The organism is Pseudoduganella sp. jia 9, assembly GCF_055502615.1.
The window spans coordinates 1-24,241 of record NZ_JBUPWE010000018.1 but is presented as its reverse complement, the minus strand read 5'-3'; the positions used below and the strand labels follow the sequence as shown (position 1 = coordinate 24,241).

15 protein-coding genes are annotated in these 24,241 nt (G+C 63.8%); 2 read left to right on the top strand and 13 right to left on the bottom strand.

What is annotated here, in order from left to right; genetic code table 11:
• Positions 1–7: 7 nt before the first annotated feature.
• The 9 genes from ACY34H_RS22960 to ACY34H_RS22920 form a co-directional block, all read right to left on the bottom strand.
• Positions 8–1,699, bottom strand: a complete 1,692-nt coding sequence (locus tag ACY34H_RS22960) for a bifunctional metallophosphatase/5'-nucleotidase (RefSeq protein ID WP_464979785.1) — start codon at positions 1,697–1,699, stop codon at positions 8–10.
• A gap of 169 nt (positions 1,700–1,868) precedes the next feature.
• Positions 1,869–5,279, bottom strand: a complete 3,411-nt coding sequence (locus ACY34H_RS22955) for a TonB-dependent receptor (protein ID WP_464979784.1) — start codon at positions 5,277–5,279, stop codon at positions 1,869–1,871.
• A 616-nt stretch (positions 5,280–5,895) separates the two neighbouring features.
• On the bottom strand, positions 5,896–7,371 hold the full coding sequence (locus ACY34H_RS22950; protein ID WP_464979783.1) for an adenosine deaminase family protein: 1,476 nt from the start codon (positions 7,369–7,371) through the stop codon (positions 5,896–5,898).
• 27 nt (positions 7,372–7,398) lie between these two features.
• Positions 7,399–8,709, bottom strand: coding sequence for a guanine deaminase (guaD, locus tag ACY34H_RS22945; RefSeq protein WP_464979782.1), 1,311 nt, complete (start codon positions 8,707–8,709; stop codon positions 7,399–7,401).
• Between the two features lies 1 nt (position 8,710).
• Positions 8,711–9,727 carry a xanthine dehydrogenase accessory protein XdhC gene (xdhC, locus tag ACY34H_RS22940; protein WP_464979781.1) on the bottom strand — a complete coding sequence of 339 codons (1,017 nt, stop codon included), beginning with the start codon at positions 9,725–9,727 and terminating at the stop codon, positions 8,711–8,713.
• Positions 9,728–9,804: 77 nt separating this feature from the next.
• Complete coding sequence (gene xdhB / locus ACY34H_RS22935; RefSeq protein WP_464979780.1) at positions 9,805–12,171, bottom strand: xanthine dehydrogenase molybdopterin binding subunit; 2,367 nt, start codon at positions 12,169–12,171, stop codon at positions 9,805–9,807.
• Positions 12,172–12,181: 10 nt separating this feature from the next.
• Positions 12,182–13,645, bottom strand: a complete 1,464-nt coding sequence (gene xdhA / locus ACY34H_RS22930) for a xanthine dehydrogenase small subunit (RefSeq protein ID WP_464979779.1) — start codon at positions 13,643–13,645, stop codon at positions 12,182–12,184.
• A gap of 118 nt (positions 13,646–13,763) precedes the next feature.
• Positions 13,764–15,302, bottom strand: coding sequence for a carboxylesterase/lipase family protein (locus tag ACY34H_RS22925; protein WP_464979778.1), 1,539 nt, complete (start codon positions 15,300–15,302; stop codon positions 13,764–13,766).
• A gap of 22 nt (positions 15,303–15,324) precedes the next feature.
• Positions 15,325–16,542, bottom strand: a complete 1,218-nt coding sequence (locus tag ACY34H_RS22920) for a glutamate carboxypeptidase (RefSeq protein ID WP_464979777.1) — start codon at positions 16,540–16,542, stop codon at positions 15,325–15,327.
• 282 nt (positions 16,543–16,824) lie between these two features.
• On the opposite strand from ACY34H_RS22920, the gene pilB reads away from it, so the two are divergent.
• Both pilB and ACY34H_RS22910 read left to right on the top strand, forming a co-directional pair.
• On the top strand, positions 16,825–18,546 hold the full coding sequence (pilB, locus tag ACY34H_RS22915; RefSeq protein ID WP_464979776.1) for a type IV-A pilus assembly ATPase PilB: 1,722 nt from the start codon (positions 16,825–16,827) through the stop codon (positions 18,544–18,546).
• 10 nt (positions 18,547–18,556) lie between these two features.
• Positions 18,557–19,768 (top strand): type II secretion system F family protein, encoded by a 1,212-nt coding sequence (locus ACY34H_RS22910; RefSeq protein WP_464979775.1) that lies wholly within the window; start codon positions 18,557–18,559, stop codon positions 19,766–19,768.
• A gap of 594 nt (positions 19,769–20,362) precedes the next feature.
• Here ACY34H_RS22910 and ACY34H_RS22905 read toward each other — a convergent pair.
• The 4 genes from ACY34H_RS22905 to ACY34H_RS22890 all read right to left on the bottom strand — a co-directional run bounded on the left by ACY34H_RS22905 (position 20,363) and on the right by ACY34H_RS22890 (position 24,123).
• The gene (locus ACY34H_RS22905; protein WP_464979774.1) at positions 20,363–20,773 is read right to left on the bottom strand and encodes a VOC family protein; all 411 of its coding nucleotides are present in this window, start codon (positions 20,771–20,773) and stop codon (positions 20,363–20,365) included.
• Positions 20,774–20,886: 113 nt separating this feature from the next.
• The gene (bla, locus tag ACY34H_RS22900; protein WP_464979773.1) at positions 20,887–21,726 is read right to left on the bottom strand and encodes a subclass B3 metallo-beta-lactamase; all 840 of its coding nucleotides are present in this window, start codon (positions 21,724–21,726) and stop codon (positions 20,887–20,889) included.
• A gap of 386 nt (positions 21,727–22,112) precedes the next feature.
• Positions 22,113–22,937, bottom strand: coding sequence for a class I SAM-dependent methyltransferase (locus ACY34H_RS22895; RefSeq protein ID WP_464979772.1), 825 nt, complete (start codon positions 22,935–22,937; stop codon positions 22,113–22,115).
• Positions 22,912–24,123 carry an ISL3 family transposase gene (locus tag ACY34H_RS22890; RefSeq protein WP_464975433.1) on the bottom strand — a complete coding sequence of 404 codons (1,212 nt, stop codon included), beginning with the start codon at positions 24,121–24,123 and terminating at the stop codon, positions 22,912–22,914. The genes ACY34H_RS22895 and ACY34H_RS22890 overlap by 26 nt, the downstream gene beginning before the upstream one ends.
• Positions 24,124–24,241: the final 118 nt, after the last annotated feature.

Below are 24,241 nucleotides of genomic sequence, written 5' to 3'. Positions count from 1 at the left end.
TTCCTTGTCATGGGGCCTGGGTGCGCTGGATGCGCGGCCGATCGGGCGCCAGGCCCGCCGGCTTGCCCTCCGCGTCGCGGCGCGCCAGGTAGTCGTTCAGCGAATCGACGTCGCGGATACCCGTTTCGGCGCGGTTGGTGCCGTTGGCGAACATCGGGAATGCATCGTTGCCGCCGGCCAGGAAATTGTTGGTGGCCACGCGGTACGTCGCGCTGTCGTCCAGCGGGGTGCCGTTCAGGGTGACGTCCAGCACGCGCGAACCTTCCGGCCGGCCCGCATCGTAGCGATACGTAAAACCTTCGGAAACCTGCAGCAGGCCGCGCACGTGCACCTTGTCCGCCACCCACTGCTGCTCCAGCAGCGTGCGGATCTGCGCACCGGTCATGTCCATCACCACCAGCGTGTTCCCGAACGGCAGCGTGGCCAGGGCCTGGCCCTTCGTGACCACGTTGCCGGCGCCCGCTTCCAGGGCCCGGCGGATGCCGCCGCGGTTCATGAACGCGATCTGCGCTCCGAACGGCCGGCCCGCCAGCAGCGTGGCATCGGCGATCAGGTTGCCGAGCGCCGATTCGTCGCCTTCGTCGCCGCCGCGCGTGACGGCCGGCACGGCGATACGCGCGACCGGCCTGGCCAGTTCGCGGTTGCTGCGCTCGCGCACGCTGTCGAGGTAAGCGGCCACCTTCGGCTCGGACGGATACGCGCCCTGCTCGATGACGACGTTGCGTGCGTCGACGTCGACGACCTTGCCGGTCTGCCGGTCGACCATCAGCTTGATGCGCGACAGCATGTGCCCGCCCATCTGCGCCTGCGTGACGACCGTATTGCCCACCTTGCACAGGTAGCCCTTGTGCGAATGGCCGCTGATCACGAGCCTGATGGCAGGGTCGAGCCGCTTCACCACCGGCAGGATCTCGCCTTCCAGGTTGTTGCAATACTGCTGGTCGAACGGCGCTTCGGTGCGGCCGCCCTGGTGGATCAGCACCACGAAGGCGCCGACACCCTGCGCGCGCAGTTCCGGCAGCAGGCGGTTGACGGCATCGGCTTCGTCGGTGAAGCGCAGGCCGGCGATGCCGGAAGCCACCACCACGTCGGCGGTTTCCTTCAGCACGGCGCCGATGAAGGCGATCTTGACGCCCTTGGATTCGAGGATGCGGTAGGCCGGCAGGATCGTCCTGCCGCTGTTCGCTTCGACGACATTGGCCGCCAGGTAGCCGAACTTCGCGCCGCCGTACTGCGCGTCGAACTTGCAGGCCTTGTCCGGCCGCGGCGAATCGCAGCCGCCGTGCTGCTGGCGCAGCAGTTCCTTGCGCCCGCCGTCGAATTCATGGTTGCCGGCCGAGGTGACGGCGAGGCCCAGCATGTCCAGCGCGGCGATGGTCGGCTCGTCGGCCCACATCGCCGACAGCGCCGGGCTGGCGCCGATCATGTCGCCGGCGCCGACCAGCAGCAGTTCGCTGTCTTCGCGCCGCCATTGCTGCAGCGCGCCGGCGATGGTGTCGATGCCGCCGGCCATCACGGTGCGCGGCGACTTGTCGCCGGTGCCGCTGTAGGTGAATTTGGTGGCTTCCAGGTTGCCGTGCAGGTCGTTGATGGCGACCAGGTTGATCTCGGTCGCCGCCGGGTTGGAAGGCGGCGTTGCGCACCCGGCGAGCGCGGTCAGCGCCGCCGCCAGGGCGAGAGTATGCAGTGTAAGTTTCATGGAAAAGGTGTGGAACGCGACCGTGTATTGTACCGACGACTGCCGGGCAAAAACAGCGCGGCCGACGCGTTGATACCTTGTGTTACAGATGAAAAAAACCGGCACTTGTGCCGGTTTTTGGCCGGCTCGTACTGCACCGGCTTCAAGTCAAGCTAAGCTTGCACGAACCTCAGAATTCGTACTTCACGGTGGCCTGCAGGGCCCACTGCGATTCGCCTTTTTCCTGGCGCACGGTCAGGTCTTCCACCTTGTCGCGCATCTGGTAGATGTAGCGGCCCTGGCCATCCAGGCCCACCACGTCGACGAACGAACGGGCTTGCGCGCCGGCGGACTGGAAGCCCACTTCCTCGATGCGGCCCCACTTCTTGTTCAGCAGGTTACCCACGTTCAGGATATCCAGCGTGAACACGCCCTTGTGGCCTTGCCACAGGCCCGGCACTTCCTGGGAGATGCGCATGTCGAAGTTGTTGGTCCACGACGAGAAGCTGTTGTTGCGCTTGACGACGCCGCCGGCCGAATTGCGCAGGCCACGGTACTGGTCGACGATCGCCCAGAAGCGCTCCTCGTTGGCGTGGCTGGTGGCCGTGTCGCCCTTGAACACCACTTCGCCGGCACCGAATGCCGTCGGGATGTACATCAGGTCGTTGCCGCCCAGGCCATCGCCGTTGGCGTCGTTGTTGAACGTCCAGCTGTACGGCTTGCCGGAACGGCCTTCATAGAACACGCCCATCGTGGTGCGATAGGTACCGAAGAAGCGCTTCTGGAAGCTGACGGAACCGCTGATACGATCCTTCACCAGGTAGCTGGAGTTGGCTTCCACGTCCTCGTTCGGGTTGAACACGGAACGGCCCGACCAGTTCGAGTTCGAGGTCGACGACGTCAGCGGCGACACTTCCTTCGATTCGGTGTACGTATAGGCCGCATTCCATGCCCAGCCGGCGCTCATCGGACGGCTCAGCTGCAGGGTAGCCACGCTGCTGCCACCCTTCTTCGTGTTGGTGGCAACCAGCACGTTGGCGAATGCCTGGTTCGACTGTGCACGGGTGCGCGAGGTGCTGCATGCACCGCTGGTGATGCTGTTGCCGCTGGCATCCCAGCATGCCGTATTGAAGCCCTGCGGCGTGTAATACAGCGAGCGGCCGTCGGTACCGGTGCGGGTGGCGTCGCCGATGTTCAGGTTGCGGTAGTAGATCGCGTCGCGTGCATCCGTTTTCAGGAATTCCGCGCCGACCGTCATGCCGTACCAAGGCAGCTCATGATCGACGGCGAGGTTCATCTTCCACACGGCAGGCTGGCGCAGGCCGGCGGCCAGCACGTCCACCGAGGCGGCCGACGGGGTACCCGTGAAGCGCGGCTGGTTGTTGATGTCCGCGCTGAACACGCCGCCGGTGGTGGCGCAGTTGGCGAAGCCACTGATGCCGCAACCGATCGTCGACGTTGCCACGCCGGCGTTCTGGAACGGATTGCCCAGCCAGACGCTCATGGCGGCACCCTGGAACAGGCCGGCGCCACCGCGGATCTGCGTGCGGCGCTTGGTGTCCGCACTGTAGTTGAAGCCGACGCGCGGTTGCCACAGCTTCTGGCCATCGAACGTGTTGGCGTTGTCGATGCCGAAACCACCCGTGGCGCGGCCGGCGGCGTTCAGCGCACCCGGTGCTGCCGCCAGCGCGGCATTGGCCAGCGGACGTTCAGGCACGTCGATCTTGTCCAGGCGGACACCTGCCATCACGGTCAGGCGCGGGGTCACCGTCCAGGTGTCCTGCACGAACACGCCGGTGTTCTTCATCGTGAAGCGGGCCACGGCATCTTCCAGCGAGTAGCCGGCGTTGGCCACCTGCGTCTGGTAGGACACCGGACGGCCACGGCGGAAGTTCTCCAGCACGGCCTGCTGCACTTCGCTTGCGCTGTTCGTGCACGAAGCCAGGTTTGCGCCGCCCAGGAAATCGTAGCCGATGCCGGTCTGGCAGGCGAACGTGTAGTTGCCGTACACGTTCTGCAGGAACGCGTTGTAGATTTCGTTCTTCTGGTAGTCGGCGCCAAATTTCACTTCATGGTCGCCCAGCAGCAGGTTGCCGCCCACGTAGACGTCGTCCGTCTTCGTGCCCAGCACATTGCGCTGGCGGCTGTTGTCGGTACCGAAGTTGACGAAGCGGTTAGCGGTGGACAGGCCGGCTGGCGCGCCGGCAGCCAGCGGACCGGAGAAACGCAGGCCGACGGTCGGCAGCATCGCGTTCACGGTCGGCACGCTGTCGTAGTCGCGCGTCGACAGCTTGATTTCAGTCGAGAACGTCGGCGACCAGTCCGAGGTCAGCTGGGCAACCTTGGTCTCGATGACCTTGTTCTGCTGGTACCACTGCGAGTTCAGCGAGATGCCGGTGGCGCTCAGGCCGGAGAAGAACGGCTCGGTCTGCTCGGTCTTGGACCAGCGGAACATGGCGCGATGGTCGTCGCTGATGTTCCAGTCGAGTTTCAGCAGCTTGTCGGTCACTGCCAGCATCGTACCGCCAGGAACCTGGGAGCTACCGATGTCCAGGCCGTAGGTGCTCTGGGCAATCTGTTGCGCCTGGTCGATGGCGGCTTGCGTCACGCCCACGTTGGTCATCGAGCTGCCGATCGGGCCGAAGGATGGCGCGGCGCGGGTCGATTCCAGCTTTTCGTAGTTGGCAAAGATGAACAGCTTGTCCTTGATCAGCGGGCCGCCGACGGTTGCACCCTTGGTGGTTTCCTTGAACGGGGCCGGATCGTAGTAGGTGCCATCGGTCTGGTTGAAGCGCTCGCCAGCGGTCTTGTCGTTACGGAAGACGTAGTAGACGCTGCCCTTCACGTCGTTGGTGCCGGACTTGGTCACGGCGTTGATGTTGCCGCCCGTGTAGCCCTTCTGCGTCACGTCGTAGTTGGCGACGTTGACCTGCACCGACTGGATCGCTTCGATCGAGATCGGCTGCTTCGCGGTCGGGGAGCCGGAAGCTTCCAGGCCGAACGTATCGGACACGGCCACGCCATCGATCGTCAGCGAGTTGTAGCGGCTGTTCTGGCCGGCCACGGAGATTTCGCCACGCTCCTTGTCGGTCTGCGACACGCGGGGGTCGGTGCGTGCGTAGTCCTGCAGGTTGCGGTTGATCGACGCCTGGATGGCCAGTTCCGTCGGGCCGATATTGGTGCCGGTACCCATTGCCGTCTTCGAGAAGCGGTCATTGCGTGCGTTGGTGCCGGTAACGGTCACGGTCTGCATCGCCTGGCCCAGCTGCGCATCGACGGCAGCCGTTTCGGCCAGCGCGATGAACACGCCTTCGCGCTTTTCAGTCACGCCGTTCTGCGTGATCGTGATCGTGTACGGACCACCCACGCGCAGGCCGCGGGCAACGTAGCGGCCCTGGGCATCGGTTGTGACGTTGCTGACGGAACCAGACTCCACGTGCAGGATGCTGACCTGCGCACCGGAGGCAGGATTGCCGTCGGCGCCCGAGATGCGACCGCCGATGGCGGAGGTCGTATTCTGAGCGATGGCCGGTACCGCTGCCAGTGCGATGGACAGGCTCAGCGCGATCTGCGTAAGCCGGAGCCGTTTGTGATTCATCATTATTTAACCCCAAAATGGACGAATTTAATGGCAGTTCAAGACGGATCGGGTGAACCCGCTCTCCCTGCCACGCTTTACTTGATGTTGCCAACTGCTTAGCCGACCCGAAACTTTAGCTGTATACAATGTCACGGTCGTGACAGCTTTATGACGGTTTCATGACACCTGCGTGACCGGGAACCGGCTAACATGACATAGCTTCCAGTCAACTATGCATGACTGCAAAAATCATGACAAATTCGATTTAACAAGCGCATTTATATGCGGCTCAAATAAATCGACATGAAGACGCCATGAATGACGGTGTTTGCTGGGGTCAGCTGACGGCGGGATTATAGATGCGGCGAGATTGCGTGAAATTATTTCATTTAGAAATAATAAAAATGCTGCGGAGTTGCTACAAAACTGTAGCGCATTGACCACAAAATTAGCAGGAAAGAATTTAAATCCTGCAAGATCCCGGCCGTTGCAGCCGGGATCGGTCTTTTAAGAGGTAGTTAGCGCAATGGAAATGCTCGCGCTACCACATGCCGAGGTCATGCCGCGGTCATGCCAAGGTCATGCCAAGGTCATGCCAAGGTCATGCCGGGCGCGCCGCACCCTGTGGTTCGGGGCCTTATGGCTTGCCGGGCTGTGCGCTGGCAATCTCCGCCTCGAACTTCGCAAACCGTTCATCCAGCTGCCTGATCAGCCGCTTGCGGTCCGCCTCTGCCAGGAAGGCATAGCGGATGCTGTCGTACGACAGTTTCTTGATTTCGGCGTAGTCGGTCTTGTAACGCGTGGCGAACAGCACGTACTCGTTCGACAGGCTATGGCGCGTGACGCCGGCGTCATCCGTGGACAGCACGAACGGCACGCCATAGCGGCGGTACAGTTCGACCGGATGCTCGCCATCCTTGACGCCCAGGATGAACTCGTTGCTGGTCAGGTTGACCTCGACGGGAATGCGGCGCTCGCGCATCGTCTTCATCACTGCCAGCGCATCCTGCTCGTGCGCGATGTCCAGGCCATGGCCGATGCGGTTGGCGCCGGCAATGTTCACCGCTTCGGCGATGTGGAACGCCAGTCCTTCCGGCGGCACGATGCCGAGGCGCAGTTCGCCGGCATGCAGCGCCGTTTTCACTTCCGGGTACTTCGCCTTCAGGAAGCGGAACATTTGCATGTGCAGGCTGTAGTCGCGCATCGACACGTGCAGGCTTTCCTGGCCGACGATGTTGACGCCGACGATCAGCGGGTTCGCCTGCGCCAGCTTGAAGCTGGCCAGCATCTGCGAATACACGGCCGACGGCGACAGGAAGCGCAGTACGTACGGCTGATAGCGCATCGTGAAGCGCTCGTCGTCGATGCCGGCGGCGCTCTTCTCGACGTTGGCGACATAGTCGGCGATGCCGCGGGCGAAGGCGGGATTCGCTTCCAGCTGCGCGGTGAACTTCGCCAGCGCAGCATCCAGTTGCGCCGGCTGGAAACCGGGCGCGCCCACCATGTTGTCGAAGGCCGCATCGGGCGTCATCGGCGCCAGCTCGAAGATGGTTTCGATGTACGACAGGTTCTCGGCGATGGCGCGGGTCTTCAGCGTGCGCAGGCCTTCGTTGGTGTTGGTCGACGCCACCGGGCCGAAGTAGCCGAACGTGTCGAAGAAGGTCTGGTCGGGCGGCGCCTGGTCGGTCGAATGGTTGTGGAAGTCCAGCGTCGACCATTTCTGCAGCAGCTTGCGGTAGGTGTCGTTGTCGGCCACCAGGTCGGCGCCGGACACGCAGTTGCGCAGGCCGTTGGGCTTGGCGCGTTCCGCCTCGACGGCCGCCTTGTCGCTGGTGATGCGGAAGTTGGTCTTGTTGACGCAGTAGCCCTGCCGGTCCACCCATTCCAGGTACTGCTCGGCATAGATGGCGCCGGAGTAATGGTGGTGCAGGTCGCCGCCCTTCGGCATCATCGTCATGAACATCGTCAGTTCCGCGGTTTTCGCCGGGCTGGCGACCAGCGTGGCGAAATGGCGCTTGACGATGTCTTCGTTGCCGGTTTTCGCCTGGGCACCGCAGGTGAAAGCCGCAGCAAGGGCGGCGGCGATGAGACGGGGGGCGATTCGTGGTTGCATGGCACTCTCTCGTAAAAGGTGAGAAAGTCAGCTCTCCCGCACGTGCACCCGCTTGCCGGCCGAATACGTGGCCGCGATCACGCGGTCGTCGCCCAGCAGGGCCAGCGCGAACAGCATCTCTTCGAGGCTTTCCGTGCGGGCCGTGCGGCGCGCCAGCAGCGGCGTGGCCTGCGGATCGAGCACGATGAAATCGGCCTCATTGCCGGCGGCCAGGCTGCCGATCGTGCCGTCCAGGTGCAGGCTGCGCGCGGCGCCCAGCGTGGACAGGTAAAACATGCGCAGCGCGGGCAGGTAGCTGCCTTTCAAGCGCGCTACTTTATAGGCTTCATTCATCGTTTGCAACATCGAGAACGAGGTGCCGCCACCCACGTCGGTGGCCAGCGCCATCAGCATGCCGGCCTTGTCGGCTTCCTCGAAATCGAACAGACCGCTGCCCAGGAACAGGTTCGACGTGGGACAGACTGCCGCCGCCGACTGCGTCTCGGCCAGCCGGGCGCGGTCGCCGTCGTCGAGCCAGATGCAGTGGCCGAACACGGCGCGCGGGCGCAGCATGCCGTAGCGGTCGTACACGTCGAGGTAGCTGCGCGCCTGTGGATACAGCTGCTTGACCCAGCGGCATTCTTCCTCGTTCTCGGAGACGTGGGTTTGCAGGTAGGTGTCCGGGTACTTGCGGGCCAGTGCGCCGGCCAGTTCCATCTGCGCCTCGGTCGACGTTGGCGCGAAGCGCGGCGTGATCGCGTACTGCGAGCGGCCATGGTTGTGCCAGCGCCCGATCAGCTCTTCCGATTCGAGGGCGCCCCGCTCGGCCGTGTCGCACAGGAAGTCCGGGCAATGGCGGTCCATCATCACCTTGCCGCCGATCATGCGCAGGCCGCGCGCTTCGCTGGCGGTGAAGAACGCATCCACCGATTGCGGGTGCACGGTGCAGTACACCAGCGCCGTGGTGGTGCCCACGCGCAGCAGCTCGTCGAGGAAGAACTCGGCGACGTTCGCCGCATGGGCCGGGTCCGCGAACGCGCGCTCGGTCGGGAATGTGTACTGCTCCAGCCATGGCAGCAGGCCCGGTGCCGGGGAGGCGATCATGTCGGTCTGCGGGTAGTGGATGTGGGCGTCGATGAAGCCGGCCGTGATGATCTTGCCGCGGTAGTCCGTCACCGGGGTATCCGGCGGCAGCGTGGCGTGCAGCGTGGCCCAGTCTCCGGCGGCCTGGATCTTGCCGTTGGAAACGATCAGCAGGCCATCCTCGTACCAGGAATGGGCCCGCTCGCTGAAGGCCGGGTCGGCATGGAAGGTCAGCAGGCCGGCGCGGTAGGCCTGCACGTTCGGGTTGGTTTGCATGTCAGTTCTCTTGCAGGGCGGGCTGGCGCGGCATCGCGGCGGCGCCGTGTGCCTGCGCTTCCCAGGTCATCAGTAATTGCGCCGCCACGGAGACGGCAATGGCGGCGGGTGCCTTGTCGGTAATGCCGGGCAGGCCGATCGGGCAGACCATCGCGCCGATGCGGTCGGCCGGCAATCCGCGCGCGGCCAGCCGGCGTTCGAACAGCACGCGCTTTGTTTTCGAGCCGATCAGGCCGAACCAGCCCACGTCGTCGCGTGCCAGGATGGCGGCGGACAGGCGCTCGTCCAGCGCATGGCTGTGGGTCAGCACCAGATAGCTGGCGCCGGGCGGGGCCGATGCTACCACGGCTTCCGGCGTATCGGTGGCTTCGACGATCACGTTGGCCGGCACCTGCGCGGGGAACATGTCGTCGCGCTCGTCCACCCAGGTGATCGTGCACGGCAGTTCGGCCAGCGCCCGCACGATGGCGGCGCCGACATGGCCGGCGCCGAACAGCACCAGGTGCGACGCCGGCGCGGCGACCGGGTCGACCAGCCAGCCCTCCGGCAGCACGATCGCGCTGGAGGTGCGCGGGAAGCTGTGCGGCAGATGAGCCAGCAGGTCGGCGTCTCCGGCGACCAGCGTGCCTTGCGCATCGAACACCGCGTTGCGTGGCCGGCCGGCGATCGACGCGACGCGCCAGAAGTCGTCATGCCGATTGCCACGCAGCAGGGTGAGCGCTTCGGCGACGGACTCCGTCACCGGTTCGAACAGCAGCCAGACGACGCCGCCGCAGCACTGGCCCAGGCTCGGGCCGAGGCCGAAGCGCTCATGGCGCACCCCGGTGGCGCCCTTCGCCAGCATCTCGCGGGCGATTTCCACCGCGCGCAGCTCCAGGTGGCCGCCGCCGATCGTGTCGTGCAGCGTGCTTGTCGTCACCAGAAACTTCGCGCCCGGCTCGCGCGGCGCCGATCCCTCGACCCGCGCCACCGTCACCAGCACCGCCGGCTGGGCGGTTGTCGTCAGCCATTCGTTCATGATTCAACTACCCTCCGGGAACCGGAGCCCTGTTTGATGTTTCCTGAAAAACAGGGTCCGTCCCTATTTTTTGGTGTTCAGCTGGCGAGCTTCGCGGTGACGGCGTCGATTGCACGCAGGATTTCCTCGCTGGTGGCGGGGGCGTTCAGCGGCGGGTTCACCTGGTGGTTGCCCACCGCGGAGATGGCGTCGCGGATAGCGAAGAACACCGAGAACGGCAGCAGCAGCGGCGGTTCGCCGACGGCTTTCGAGCGGTGGATGCTGTCGGCCACGTTCGGCTGCTCGAACAGGGTCACGCGGAAGTCCTGCGGGCAGTCGGAGATGCTTGGGATCTTGTACGTGGATGGCGCATGCGTCATCAGCTTGCCGGACGCGTTCCACCACAGCTGCTCGGTGGTCAGCCAGCCCATGCCCTGGATGAACGCGCCCTCGACCTGGCCGATGTCGATGGCCGGGTTGAGCGACTTGCCGGCGTCGTACAGCGCGTCGGCGCGCAGCAGGCGCCATTCGCCGGTCAGCGTGTCGACGATGACTTCGGAGACCGCCGCGCCGTAGGCGTAGTACGAGAACGGGTGGCCGCTCATCGTCTTCGGGTCCCACGACAGGTGCGGCGTGGCATAGAAGCCGTCGGACCACAGCTGCACGCGCTTCAGGTAGGCCTGCGCCACCAGCACGGGGAAGCGGATGGCCTGGCCGTTGACGTGCACGTGGTCGTCCGCGAAGCGCACCGACGCGAGGTCGCCGCCATGCTGCTCCACCGCGAACTTCGCCAGGCGTTCCTTGATCTGCCGCGCCGCATCCTGCGCGGCCTTGCCGTTCAGGTCCGCGCCCGTCGATGCCGCGGTGGCCGACGTGTTGGCGACCTTGCTGGTATCGGTCGCGGTGATGCGCACGTGGCACAGGTCCAGTCCCAGTTCGTGGGCGACCACCTGCATCACCTTGGTGTTGACGCCCTGCCCCATCTCGGTGCCGCCATGGTTGACGAGCACCGAGCCGTCGACATACACGTGCACCAGCGCGCCGGCCTGGTTCAGGTGCGTGACGTTGAACGCGATGCCGAACTTCAGCGGCGTGAAGGCAAGGCCCTTCTTCAGCACGGGGCTGGCGGCGTTGAATTTCTCGACCGCTTCGCGGCGGGCGCGGTACTCGCTGGTCGCCTCCAGCCGCGCGGTCAGTTCCGGCAGCACGTTGCCTTCGACGACCTGGCCGTACGGCGTGACGTTGCGGTCCTCGATGCCGTAGAAATTCAGGCGGCGCACGTCCAGCGCATCCTTGCCCAGCTCGCGGGCGATCTCGTCGATGATGTATTCGATCGCGATCGCGCCCTGCGGGCCGCCGAAGCCGCGGAACGCGGTGTTCGACTGCGTGTTGGTCTTGCCGGCACCAGCGCGGATGTCGGCGTCGGACAGGTAGTAGCAGTTGTCGAAGTGGCAGATCGCGCGGGTGGCCACTGGGCCGGACAGGTCGGCCGAATAGCCGGCGCGGGAAGTCATGTCCACCTTGGCGGCGATGATGCGGCCGGCATCGTCGTAGCCCACTTCGTATTCGTACCAGAAGCAGTGGCGCTTGCCGGTAACGATCATGTCGTCGTCGCGGTCGGCGCGCAGTTTCACCGGCACCTTCAGCTTGTACGCGGCGATGGAGGCGGCCGCCGCCCACAGCGCGGACTGCGATTCCTTGCCGCCGAAGCCGCCGCCCATGCGCCGGCACTCGACCGTCACGTTGTGCGAATGCAGGCCCAGCGCATGCGCCACCACGTGCAGCATCTCGCTCGGGTGCTGGGTGGAGCACTGCACGAACATGCCACGGTTTTCCTTCGGGATCGCGTACGAGATCTGGCCTTCCAGGTAGAACTGCTCCTGGCCGCCGACGAACAGCTCGCCCTTCACCTTGCGCGGGGCGCGCTCGAACGCGGCTTTCGGATCGCCCTTTTCCAGCTTCATCGGCGGCAGCACGTACGAGCCCGCGGCTTTCGCCTGCTGCGGCGTGAAGATGGCCGGCAGCTCGTCGTACGTGATCGCGGCCTTGCGGGCGGCGCGGCGCGCATTGGTGTGCGTGTCGGCGACAACGATGAAGATCGGCTGGCCCACGTACTGCACCAGGCCGGGCGACAGGATCGGATCGTCGTGGATGATGGGACCGCAGTCGTTCACGCCGGGGATGTCCGCGGCGGTCAGCACGGCCACGACGCCCGGCGAATTCTTCACCGGCTCCAGGTCCATGGCGACGATGTTGGCGTGCGCCTTCGACGACAGGCCCAGCGCGGCGTGCAGCGTGCCTTGCAGCTCGGGGATGTCGTCCGTGTAGGTGGCCTGGCCCAGCACGTGCAGCTCGGCCGATTCATGCTTGCGCGACAGGCCCACTCCGGACCAGTTCGCGGCCGAGGTGGCGGATTCCAGCTCCGGAATGGCGGCCTTCAGTTCGGGGATGGCGGGATGGTTCATGGGTGTCTCCTCAGGCGGCGGCAAAGGCGTTCACGTCGGCATTCGCCAGCGGCGCATCGATACGGGTTTCAAGCCAGAAGCGGCGCAGCAGGTTCTGCGCGGTGCGCATCCGGTAGGTGGCGGAGGCCCGCATGTCGGACAGCGGAGCGTAGTCCCGCGCCAGCGCGTCCATCGCCTCGGCCAGCGCCTCTTCATCCCAGGCGCGGCCATTCAGCACGGCTTCGGCCAGCGCGGCGCGCTTCGGCGTGCCGGCCATGCCGCCGTAGCAGATGCGGGCGTTCGCGACCTTGCCGCCATCGAGTTCGACGGCGAAGGCGGCGCACACGGCCGAGATATCCTGGTCGAAGCGCTTGGCCAGTTTATAGGTGCGGAACGCAACATTGGCGCGCGGCAGCGGCACGCGCACGGCGCGCACGAACTCGCCCGGCCGCATGTCCTTCTTCATATAGTCGAGGTAGAACGCGTCCATCGGCAGCGTGCGGTCCCCGTCGGCACTGTGCAGCACCACTTCGCTGCCCAGGGCGATCATCCACGGCATCGAGTCGCCGATCGGCGAGCCGTTGGCGACGTTGCCGCCCAGCGTGCCCGCATTGCGGATCGGCAGCGAGGCGAAGCGCTGGCGCAGTTCGGACAGCTCGGCCGGGTAGTGCTCGCACAGTGCGCCGTAGGCGTCGTCCAGCGCCACGCCGGCGCCGATCTCCAGCATCTGGCCGTCCAGGGTCACGCTCTTCAGCGCTTCGACGTGGCCCAGATAGATGATGTCGGTCAGCACGCGCATCTGCTTGGTGATCCACAGGCCCACGTCGGTGGAGCCGGCCAGCAGCGTGGCGGCCGGGTATCCGGCGCGCAGCTGCGCCAGCTCTTCCAGCGTGCGCGGGGCGTGGAACGTCTGGCCGTTGGCGCTGTACGTGGCCAGCCTGTCGCGTTTCAGCGCCTGCAGTTGCGCGGCCAGCGCCGTGCTGTCGAAATCGACCAGTGGCAATTCGGTCATGCGGCGCGCGGCGTCGATGATGGGGCGGTAGCCGGTGCAGCGGCACAGGTTGCCGGACAGGCAATCGTCGATCTCTTTGCGCTCGGGGGCGCGGCCCTCCACTTTCAGGTACATGCCCCACAGCGACATCGCGAAGCCCGGCGTACAGAAGCCGCATTGCGAACCGTGGCATTCGACCAGGGCCTGCTGCACCGGGTGCAGGTCGCCGTTCGGCTGCTGCAGGTCCTCGACGGTAAACAGGGCCTTGCCGTCCAGCGTGGGCGTCAGCTGGATGCAGGAATTGACGGCTTTCAGCTCGACCTTGCCATCGACAAGGGAGCCGACCACGACGGTGCAAGCACCGCAATCGCCTTCGGCACAGCCTTCCTTGGTGCCGGTGCAATGCAGGTCTTCGCGCAGGTGCTGCAGCACCGTTTGCGTGGTATCGGCACCCTGCACTGAGTGCACGGCGCCGCGGAAGTAGAAGCGGATCGGTTCGGACATGTTGGCCTCGCGGTGGTATCAGTTTGTAAGACTAACATTCGCGTCCGACCCGCCTATAACAGATTGCTGATGAGCCTTATCAGCCAAACCGCATGAAGCAACTTTCCATGGCGGGGCGTCAGGGCTTGGCGGCCCGCCGGTCGTGGAATTCGAAGCGCGGGCGGTCTTTCGGGTCGTAGGCACCCGGCTGCACGTCGAGCCGCATCACGTTGGCGCCCGGTTGCGTGATCTTCGGCCAGGCCGGCAGGCCGGCGCCGTTCGGATCGCCGTGCTTGACGAAATTGGCGAAGTAGCCCTGCATCGTGCGCGACACGGCACGGTCCTCGTCCGTCCACGCATAGACCTTGTTGCCGTCCAGGTTGCCCATCGCGTACTCGATCTCGGCCGAGTGGGTCGCGCCGGTGGCGGCCGGCTTGCCGTCGACGGTGGCCGGGCGCGGGCGCGAGTAGTAATAGCGCCAGGTCGGCGCGGCCTTCGCATGCAGGTCGATCCACTTCCAGGTGCCGTAGACGATCCAGCGGTCGCTGGACAGGTCGCGCGCCGCGTCGGCCACGTCATAGCCGTACACGCGCGCAGCCTCGTCGGCATCGGCGCCGTAGAACTTCTGCAGCGCGGCCTGGAAGCGCTCGGGCGTCGGTTCCTGGTTGTCGAGGATCGCGCCGGCATGCATTTCCTGCGAATTCCAGCCGGCCAGCAGCGGCACTTTCGCCTGTCGGCCCTGCGCGTAGCTGTCCAGCGGCGAGCGGTCGATCACGTGGCCGTCGGTGACGATGCCGAACCACGGCACGCCGGGCTTGCCCTGCGCCTGCAGCAGCGCCTCGGCCGGCGCCGCGCGCAGTTCCTTCAGCGTGGCGAATCCGGCCGCCTGCGCGAACGCGGCGCCCAACTTTTCGGCCTCGGCCAGCGGCGGCGCACCGCGCCCGCCCAGCACCGAGCCGCTTTCGCCGATGGCACGCGCGAACAGCCCTTTCGACATCGGCATGATCATCTGGGCGCTGACCGAGTACGAACCGGCCGATTCGCCGGCGATCGTGACCTGCGCCGGATCGCCGCCGAACGCCGCGATGTTCTTTTTCACCCATGCCAGCGCGGCCGCCTGGTCCATCAGGCCGTAGTTGCCGGACGCCTTGTGCCGGCTTTCGGCGCTCAGCTCCGGGTGGGCCAGGAAACCGAACGCGCCGAGGCGGTAGTTGAGCGTCAGTGCCACGATGCCCTGCTTCGCCATCGCCGCGCCTTCGTAGCGGGGCTCGGAGCCGTCGCCCGTGGCCAGGCCGCCGCCGTGGATGTACACCAGTACCGGCAGTTTTTTCTTGCCCGCGCCGGCCTGCGCCGGCGTCCACACGTTGAGATACAGGCAATCCTCCGACTGGGCGGGCGAGCGGAACACCATGTCGGAATACAGCGGCAACTGCATGCAGCGGTTGCCGAATTCCGTTGCCTGGCGTACGCCCTGCCACGGCTGTACCGGCTGAGGCGCCTGCCAGCGCAATTCGCCGACCGGCGGCGCGGCGAACGGGATGCCCTTGAAGGCGCGCACGCCATCCTCGATGCGCCCTTCGATGCGGCCGCCATCGACCTTCACGGTGGTGGCGGGCGCCGCGGCCTGGGCAAGGGTCGTCGCGGTGGCCAGCAGGATGCCGGCGGAGGTTTTCTTCATCTGTTGTCTCCTTGTCGTGGGGTTATGGTTTTGGCAAGCCGGGCGCGCGGCCGTATTCCTGGATCAGCCTCGCCAGCAGGTAGATGCGCGGGGCGATGCTGTCCACTTCGGCGTATTCGTCGGCCGTATGGATGCCGCCGCCGACGATGCCCAGGCCGTCGATGGTGGGCAGGCCTGCGGCGAACAGCAGGCTGGCATCGGCCGCGCCGCCGCTGCTTTCCAATGTCAGCTTGCGGCCGATCTCGGCGTAGATGGCGGTCGCCCGCCGCGCCAGCCCATCGGTGACGGGGCTGGCCGGCATCGGCGGAAAGTCGCGCTTCAGGACAGCCGACACCTTTGCTTCCGGCACCAGCTGCATGGCGGAGAGGCGGCGCAGGTCGCGCTCGACGCGGTCGAATTCCTCGGGCGTCCTGGCGCGCACATCCGCCAGCGCCCTGGCGTGGTCGGGAATCACGTTGGTGCGATCGCCGCCCTGGACGACGGTCCAGCTCACGGTGGTATCTTTTGCATCGTCGCCCAGGCGCGACAGCTGCACGACCTGGTGCGCCGCTTCGAGCGCCGCGTTGACGCCCTGCTTCGGCGCCACGCCGGCGTGCGAGGCCTTGCCCGTGACGTCCAGCTCGATCTCGCCGCTGCCCTTGCGCGCCACCACCAGGCCATCGGCCGCGCGGCCCGGCTCCAGGTTGAATGCCACGTCATGCTCGCGTGCCAGCCGCTCGATCAGCGTGCGCGTGCCCGCGGAGCCGGTTTCCTCGTTGGTGTTCAGCAGGAGGGTCAGCCTGCCGAAGTCCTCCGCGGCCAGCAGGCGGGCGGCATTGACGGCGATGACGATGCCGCCCTTGTCGTCCATGATGCCGGGGCCGTAGGCACGCCTGCCGTCGATGCGGAACGGACGCTTCGCGGCGGTGCCGTCGGCGAATACGGTGTCCATGTGCGCGACCAGCAGCACGCGGCCCTTGCCGGTGCCGGTGCGCGTGGCCACCAGGTTGCTGCCTGCCGCCGGCGCCGCGGGCAGCTTCTCGATACGGAACCCCTGCTGCGCCAGCTCGGCCGCCACGATGGCACCGACCGCATCCAGCCCGGCCGCATTGAAGGTGCCGGAATCGATGTTGACGAGCTTTTCCAGCAGCGCCAGCGCGGCCGGCTGCTGCGCCGCCGCGCGCTCCAGCAGCGCCGGATGCGCCGACGCCGTTCCCAGTGTTGCCAATGCCAGCGACATGCCGGCGGCCAGCTTGCGCATATGATGCCTCCCCAATAACACCCGATCATAGCTCAGTGTGCTGAACAATGGCGTCGGCGCGCCACCGGCAGGCGGCCGGGACTACACTGGCGACACCGTGCACGGCCGGGCATGCTGTTGACAAGCGCATCAGGGTCGTTGAAACAAGGACCAGAACGGGGACGTAAAGTCGTCAAATTACGACAGTCCTAAGGGATGAGGATGCTTTACAAATGTGATGCCTGACGGCATCATCGCTTGATTGCCCACACTTCAGCGGCACTTTCCAGCACACTTTCATCTATGGCAGCAGTCCAACCCACGACGGCCAACGCCCCCATGCCGGGACTGGCAAGGGTCCTGGTGCAGGCCGGCCGCCTGACGGCCGCGCAGGCGGACGCGCTGCACAAACGCGCGGGCACGGAAAAGCAGCCGTTCATCGACGTGCTGCTCGGCAGCGGCATGATCGGCGCGCGCGACCTGGCCGCCTTCTGCGCCGAGACCTTTGCCTACCCGATGCTGGACCTGCAGGCGATCAGCGTGGCCGCCCTGCCGCAGAAGATCATCGATGAAAAGCTGATGCAGAGCGGCCGCGTGGTGGCACTGGCCAAGCGGGGCAACAAGATGTCGGTGGCGATCTCCGATCCCACCAACACGCAGGCGCTGGACCAGATCAAGTTCCAGACCGAATCGTCGGTGGAGCCGGTGATCGTGCCGCACGATGCGCTGCTCCGGCTGCTGCAGGAACTCGGCAAGAACAGCGCGAAACTGATGGACGAACTGGCCGGCGCGGAAGCCGAGATCCAGTTCGCCGAAGACCAGGAAGCGGCGGCGCCGGAAGCGCCGGCGACGGACATCGAGGATGCGCCGATCGTGCGCTTCCTGAACAAGATGCTGATGGATGCCGTGAACATGGGCGCTTCCGACCTGCACTTCGAGCCGTTCGAGAAGTTCTACCGGATCCGCTTCCGCGTCGACGGCGTGCTGGTCGAGCACGCGCAGCCCCCGATCGCCATCAAGGACAAGCTGGTATCGCGCATCAAGGTGCTGGCCCGGCTCGACATCTCGGAAAAGCGCGTGCCCCAGGATGGCCGCATGCGGCTGATCGTGTCGCCGACGAAGACGCTGGACCTGCGTATCTCCACGCTGCCCACGCTGTTCGGCGAAAAAACCGTGATGCGTATCCTCGATGCGACACAGGCGCAGATGGGCATCGATGCGCTGGGCTACGAACCGGAACAGCGCGCGCTGCTGCTCGACGCGATTGCCCGCCCCTACGGCATGGTGCTCGTTACCGGCCCCACCGGATCGGGCAAGACGGTGTCGCTGTACACCTGCCTGAACATCCTGAACAAGCCCGGCATCAATATCTCGACGGCGGAAGATCCGGCCGAGATCAACCTGCCCGGCGTGAACCAGGTGAACGTGAACGACAAGGCCGGGCTGACGTTCCCGGTGGCGCTGAAATCGTTCCTGCGCCAGGATCCGGACATCATCATGGTCGGCGAAATCCGCGACCTGGAAACGGCCGATATCGCGATCAAGGCGGCGCAGACGGGGCACATGGTGTTCTCCACGCTGCACACGAACGATGCGCCTTCCACGCTGACCCGCCTGATGAACATGGGCGTGGCGCCGTTCAACATCGCTTCCTCCGTGATCCTGATCACGGCGCAGCGGCTGGCGCGCCGGCTGTGCAGCTGCAAGCAGCCGCTCGACATCGCGCCGGACAAGCTCGTCAGCGCAGGCTTCCGTGCCGAGGAAGTGGACGGCAGCTGGAAGCCGTACGGCCCGGTGGGCTGCGAACGGTGCAACGGCTCCGGCTACAAGGGCCGCGTGGGCATCTACCAGATCATGCCGATCACGCCGGCGATCGAGGCGCTGATCCTGGCGCACGGCAACTCGATGCAGATCGCCGCCCAGGCCCAGGCCGAGGGCGTGAAATCGCTGCGCCAGTCCGGCCTGGTGAAGGTGAAGGCGGGACTTACGAGCCTGGAAGAAGTGCTGGGCTGCACGAACGAATAGGAAATCAGACATGGCACACGCGGGCGGCATCAAGGAATCCATCTTTGCCTGGGAAGGCAAGGACAAGACGGGCAAGACCGTGCGCGGCGAACTGCGCGCGGGCGGCGAGGCGGTCGTCAACGTAACGCTGCGCCGGCAGGGCATCATGGTCACCAAGGTCAAGAAGAAGGTGTACCGCTCCGGCAAGAAGGTGACGGACAAGGACATCACGCTGTTCACGCGCCAGCTGGCGACGATGATGAAGGCCGGCGTGCCGCTGCTGCAATCGTTCGACATCGTGGGCAAGGGGCACGCCAACCCGTCCGTGTCGAAACTGGTGATGGACCTGCGTGCGGACATCGAGACCGGCACCAGCCTGAATGGCGCGTTCCGCAAGTTCCCGCTGTACTTCGACCCGCTGTTCTGCAACCTGGTGGGCGCCGGCGAACAGGCCGGCATCCTGGAAGACCTGCTGACGCGGCTGGCGATCTACAAGGAAAAGACGCTGGCGATGAAGGCCAAGATCAAGTCGGCGCTGACCTACCCGATCGCGATCCTGGCGGTGGCGTTCATCGTCACGGCCGTGATCATGATCTGGGTGGTGCCGGCCTTCAAGGAAGTGTTCACCAGCTTCGGCGCGGACCTGCCGACGCCCACACTGGTGGTGATGGCGATCTCGGAATTCTTCGTGAACTGGTGGTACGTGATCTTCGGCGGCCTGTTCGCCGCCGTGTACTTCTTCTTCCAGGCCTGGCGGCGCTCGCTGGCCATGCAGCAGGCGATGGACCGGCTGCTGCTGAAGGTGCCCGTGTTCGGCGCCGTGATCAGGAAGGCCACGATCGCCCGGTGGACGCGCACCCTCTCCACCATGTTCGCCGCCGGCGTGCCGCTGGTCGAGGCGCTCGATTCGGTGGGCGGCGCCTCCGGCAACGCCGTCTACCTGGACGCCACGCGCAGGATCCAGAGCGAAGTCTCCACCGGCGTGAGCCTGACGGTGGCGATGCAGAACGTGGAAGTGTTCCCGAACATGGTCACGCAGATGGTGGCGATCGGCGAGGAATCCGGCGCGCTCGACAGCATGCTCGGCAAGGTCGCCGACTTCTTCGAGGAAGAAGTCGACGAGGCGGTGGCATCGCTGTCCTCGCTGATGGAACCGGCCATCATGGTGATTCTCGGCGTGCTGATCGGCGGGCTGGTGGTGGCGATGTATTTGCCGATCTTTAAGCTGGGGTCGGTGGTTTAACGGTCCAGCTGTAGGTTCTCAGAATACTTCGCAGTGTCTCAGAAAACTTCGCAGTGAATTCACAGTGAGCTCATGGTGTTCGCAGTAGTTTGCTCGAGCTTGGCAAACTACTGCATAAGCGAGATGCCAAAGACTGAACGTGGCGTCAAGCTAATGTACGCCTCTTGCAAGTATTCTCTTTTATAGGTCGCTAGCAGCGTTAACGCACGCCCAATCGCAAATGGTCTGCTCGCGCTCGCGAACCCGGCGCAGGACCGCCTCATGGACAATCTTCCAAACGCTCATTTCCATCCATTCTTGAGAAACAGTGCTTGGCCATCGCATCCGTTCCCGTGCGAATATACCGCCAACTTAATGCAAGGACAGTAGCGGCTTACTTCTGTTATCGACTGCAGATTCAACCGGTCGATGCAACACAATCGAAAAATCGCGTACTGTCACGAAGGACCAGAACCGACCCCAAGGAGACTCTGGCAAGAGCGCACTTTAGTGCGCCACGCGTCCCGTGCTTGGAGCAACGAATCTGATTTGCGCCGCTGGAGTAGTCATTGAAATGGCACGGAGACCGGATCCGACCCAAAACGCTCGCTCAACCTAGTCAAAAAAGCGCATAGAATCATATGGGGCTATCCGGCATTGAGCAAGTCGAGTGTCGAGGTCGCCAACGTGCACTTCAAGCTTATGACCGTCGGGGTCAAGAAAGTAAAACGAGTCTCCCTCGCTGCAATTATCCTTCCATTCGACGGCACGATGTTCCCGCAAGCGTCTTACCAATTCGTCGAACTCGTCCTGCGCTACGCTGAAGGCGTAATGGGTATAGTCCGGTGCCGGTTCTGTGCTCCGCTTCGGATCCAGCGACAGGCACAACCACAGGTCTCCCATCGAAAGGTAGGCGCCTGAACGCCAAGTCGCGCGGACTCGACACTCGAGCAGGACACTGTAGAATCGCAGGCTACGCTCCAAGTTCAGCACGCCCAGGGTTAGATGGTTAAGTCCAGATAACATTCTCGAATCCTAGAAATAGATGCCCCATGGGATACAGCACGACGTCGCTTTCAGCGTACTGGGCGCGCTGAATCTGTACGGGTTCCGCAGCGGCATGGAGCATACGCATATTGCTACCGCTTCTCTGTTGCCAGGCGCTTCTCCAGGCGTTTACGATAGTTGGCAACCAGATCGCGGCACGCATTGGGATCGATGAATGCCGAACTTCCGTTGTGAGCCTGGTGTTGCAGGCGTCCGAACAAATCGTTTGCCTCAGGGTGTGCGGTTACCAGGATATCGCAAGGCATCGCCTCGAAAGCGGCGAAGCCTCGTCGAAGACTGGCGACGGTGTCAGGATGGTCAGTGTAACGATAGCTCGTGGCCGCGTTAGGGCTGACGCTGTCACCGAATACCATGTTCTTGCATTTGCCATCAACGCAGGATTTCCAGGTCCAGCTTGTCCCGCCAGGCGTATGGCCGGGAGTTGCGTGCGCCGTCACGGTAAGCGTCCCCACTGCCACGACCTCGCGGTCGCTGATGGCGCGCAACCTGGTAACCGGTTCGAAGTCTGGCAGATCTCCGTATTGAGGATCGTCCCTGCTGGCTTTGCCACTGGCTAGCGTTGCTAGATTTGCCTGACCGGCCACCACCGGCGCATTCGTCAGCCTTTGTAACGCGGCGATACCGCCCGCGTGATCGGAATGCGCGTGCGAATTGAGAATATATTTGACATCACTCAGCTTATAGCCGAGTGAACGGATATTGTCCGCAACGATCCCGGCGCCTTTCGGGCCTGTCCCATCGATCAGGATATGGCCTTGTTGTGAGGTAATCAGCACAGCACTGATGCCCGCGGTACCGACATAGTAGGTATTTCCGTACAAGGCAAACGGCTTTTCTGGCGCATCCCAATGAGCCGGGTAGGCATTGGCGTCCGTCGAGACGATACAAAGCGCGGCAATAAGAACTTTCAAGCGATTCTCCTCAGGTGCTTATCCGATTCGATCCCCCGAACTCCTGAGACCAGTAAGGTAAATTCTATAGAACGATCGACTGTACGAGTTAAGGATCGTGACGAAACACCCATTAGGCGTGCTGAAAAGAACAGCGCGTGTAACGGCGCGCTTTTGGAACGGCCGGAATCGCATTCATACCCGGTTTCAGCGAAACAAGCGAAAACGATAGCCTGCTCACGCCTACACAATCTGCGAACTAGGTTGCTGACGGCCGCGACAGCCCGGCTTCCACGTGAGCGTGTTCTCGCCAGTTGCAAATGACGACCTGTATGGGCAGTGTTGAGCAAGTGTCGACCGGAATCAGCCCTACATTCACCAACGCTAAGGCCGAATCGCCGCAACTGTTAGAGTTTGAGTGCTTGAGTGGCCAGGAAGGTTGGCAGGAAGTGTTCGATAACGAATCGGGGATGCGGCTGCCAATCTTCGTAGAATCCCTTCAGCATAAATCCGGCTTCCAACTGTCCTCCGATTTGCTGGGTCAGGCTATGGCCAAATACCAGTGGATCACCGCGCTGCTGTTTGTCTTTCAGCGCCTCGACATCCAGCTGTTCAAGATCGGAATATGGAAGGCGAAAGCGTGGATGTATCAGCCCCTGCTCGGTATAGCGTGCATCGCGGTCGCCGACGAAAACCACGGGATTATAAAAGCTGCTCAGCAGCGTCCCGCCGCTGCGGAGTACCCGGAAGCACTCACGCCATACGAGACCAACGTCAGATACGTACAAATTGGAGATGGGATGAAAAACCAGATCGAATGATGCATCGGCGAATATCGACAGATCACGCATGTCGCCTTGTATAGTGTCCAGTGTCAACCCATCTCGGTGCGCCACCATTCGATCCTGTTGCAACTGCACTGCGGAGGCATCGAACACCGTGACCGTGGCGCCCGCCGCGGCTAGAATAGGGGCCTGCTGGCCCCCTCCGGCAGCCAAGCACAATATCCGCAATCCTTGTACGTGGTCGAGCCATCCGACTGGGAGGCGATTCGGCGTCAGGCGTACATGCCAGTGCCCGTTTCGGGCGGCGGCAACTTCGGCTGCACCGACGGGCTGGGACCACGCACATTGTTGCCTGGCTTGGCGATCCCAAGAAATACGGTTGTGGTTGAAAACATCAACATCATGGGGGGAAACATAAGGTTCATCGCACTTTGCCGGGGAACGCATTCTTGATTTTCAAGAAGAAGTAGGATGCGTCCCGGAATCCGTAAGCCATGCGTTTGATCACTTTGATGCGATTGTTGACGCCTTCCAGGATGGATGAGTTCATCGGATAGATGGCCGAAGCCAAGATACCGCGCCGGTATTTGGCCAAGCGTTTAGCGAACTGGATCAGCGGTGCGATCTGGCTTTCCAGGGCGAGCTTGAGCCAGGTTTTCCATCGACGAGCACCTTCCCAGGCCGATGGCGCATACCAGATCTCTTTCAGTTCGGTCTTGAGCAGGTAGACCGTTGCCAAGGGCTGGTTGGCGGCGAGCAGTTCGTCAAGTTTGATCGCCTGGTCGGTTTTGAGATTGTCGCGATTACGCAGCAAAAGCCATCGGCTGCGCTTGATGACCTGACGGGCTTTTGGCTCTGCACGTAGTGCATTGGCTTGATCGACCCGTACCCGGTCAACGACTTCGCGGCCAAAACGGGCCACGACATGAAATAGGTCGTAGACCACCTCGGCATTGGGGCATTGCTGGCGCACTTCGAGATCCATAGCCGTGTTCATGTCCATCGCCACGGCTTCAATCCGCTGGCAGCCTTCCGGTCCCAGCATCTCGAAAAATGGCCGGATCGCTTCCCGGCTATTGCCTTCTCCAACCCACAATACGCGCATCCGTTCAGCATCGAGCGCGACAGTGGCATAGCGGTGTCCCTTGTGCAGGGCGAATTCGTCCATCACCAGGCGCCGTACACCCTCTGCTGAGAAGTCAGCATGCAAGTGCTTCAAGCGCCGATGATCGATCTCTTTGACGGTATGCCAGTGTAGGCCGGTCAGCCGGGCCACATGTGCTATCGGAAGCAGTTGCGCCAGCGCCTCGACCCACAGGCGCACACGATGCGTAATGCGTGAACGCCGGTCAAGCCAGACAATGTGCTCGGCAACCCGTGCATTACAGTGATGGCAGTCCAGTCGCCGCACTGGCACATCAAGCCAGACGCGTTTGTCCAGAATATCGCGGTCGCGCACCTTGCGTCTTCGGCGCTCATGCACCAAGGCGCAAGGCTGGCGGCACGACCCACACAAAGCATCACTTGTCGGACAGGGTTCGAGAACGATCAGCAGGGAACCGTCTTTCTGTTCTTGGACGGAGTCGAGAATATGGCCTTCCCAAAACGGGAGAGACGACATAGCATTGAGCATGGCGGTGGTTTGAAAGATTGACTTGTTTGGCGACTATCAATCTACCAACTTCAGACCCCCGCCACCACTTCCTGCTCAGATCGTCAATCCCGTCTTCCCCCATTCCCCGCGAAGAACC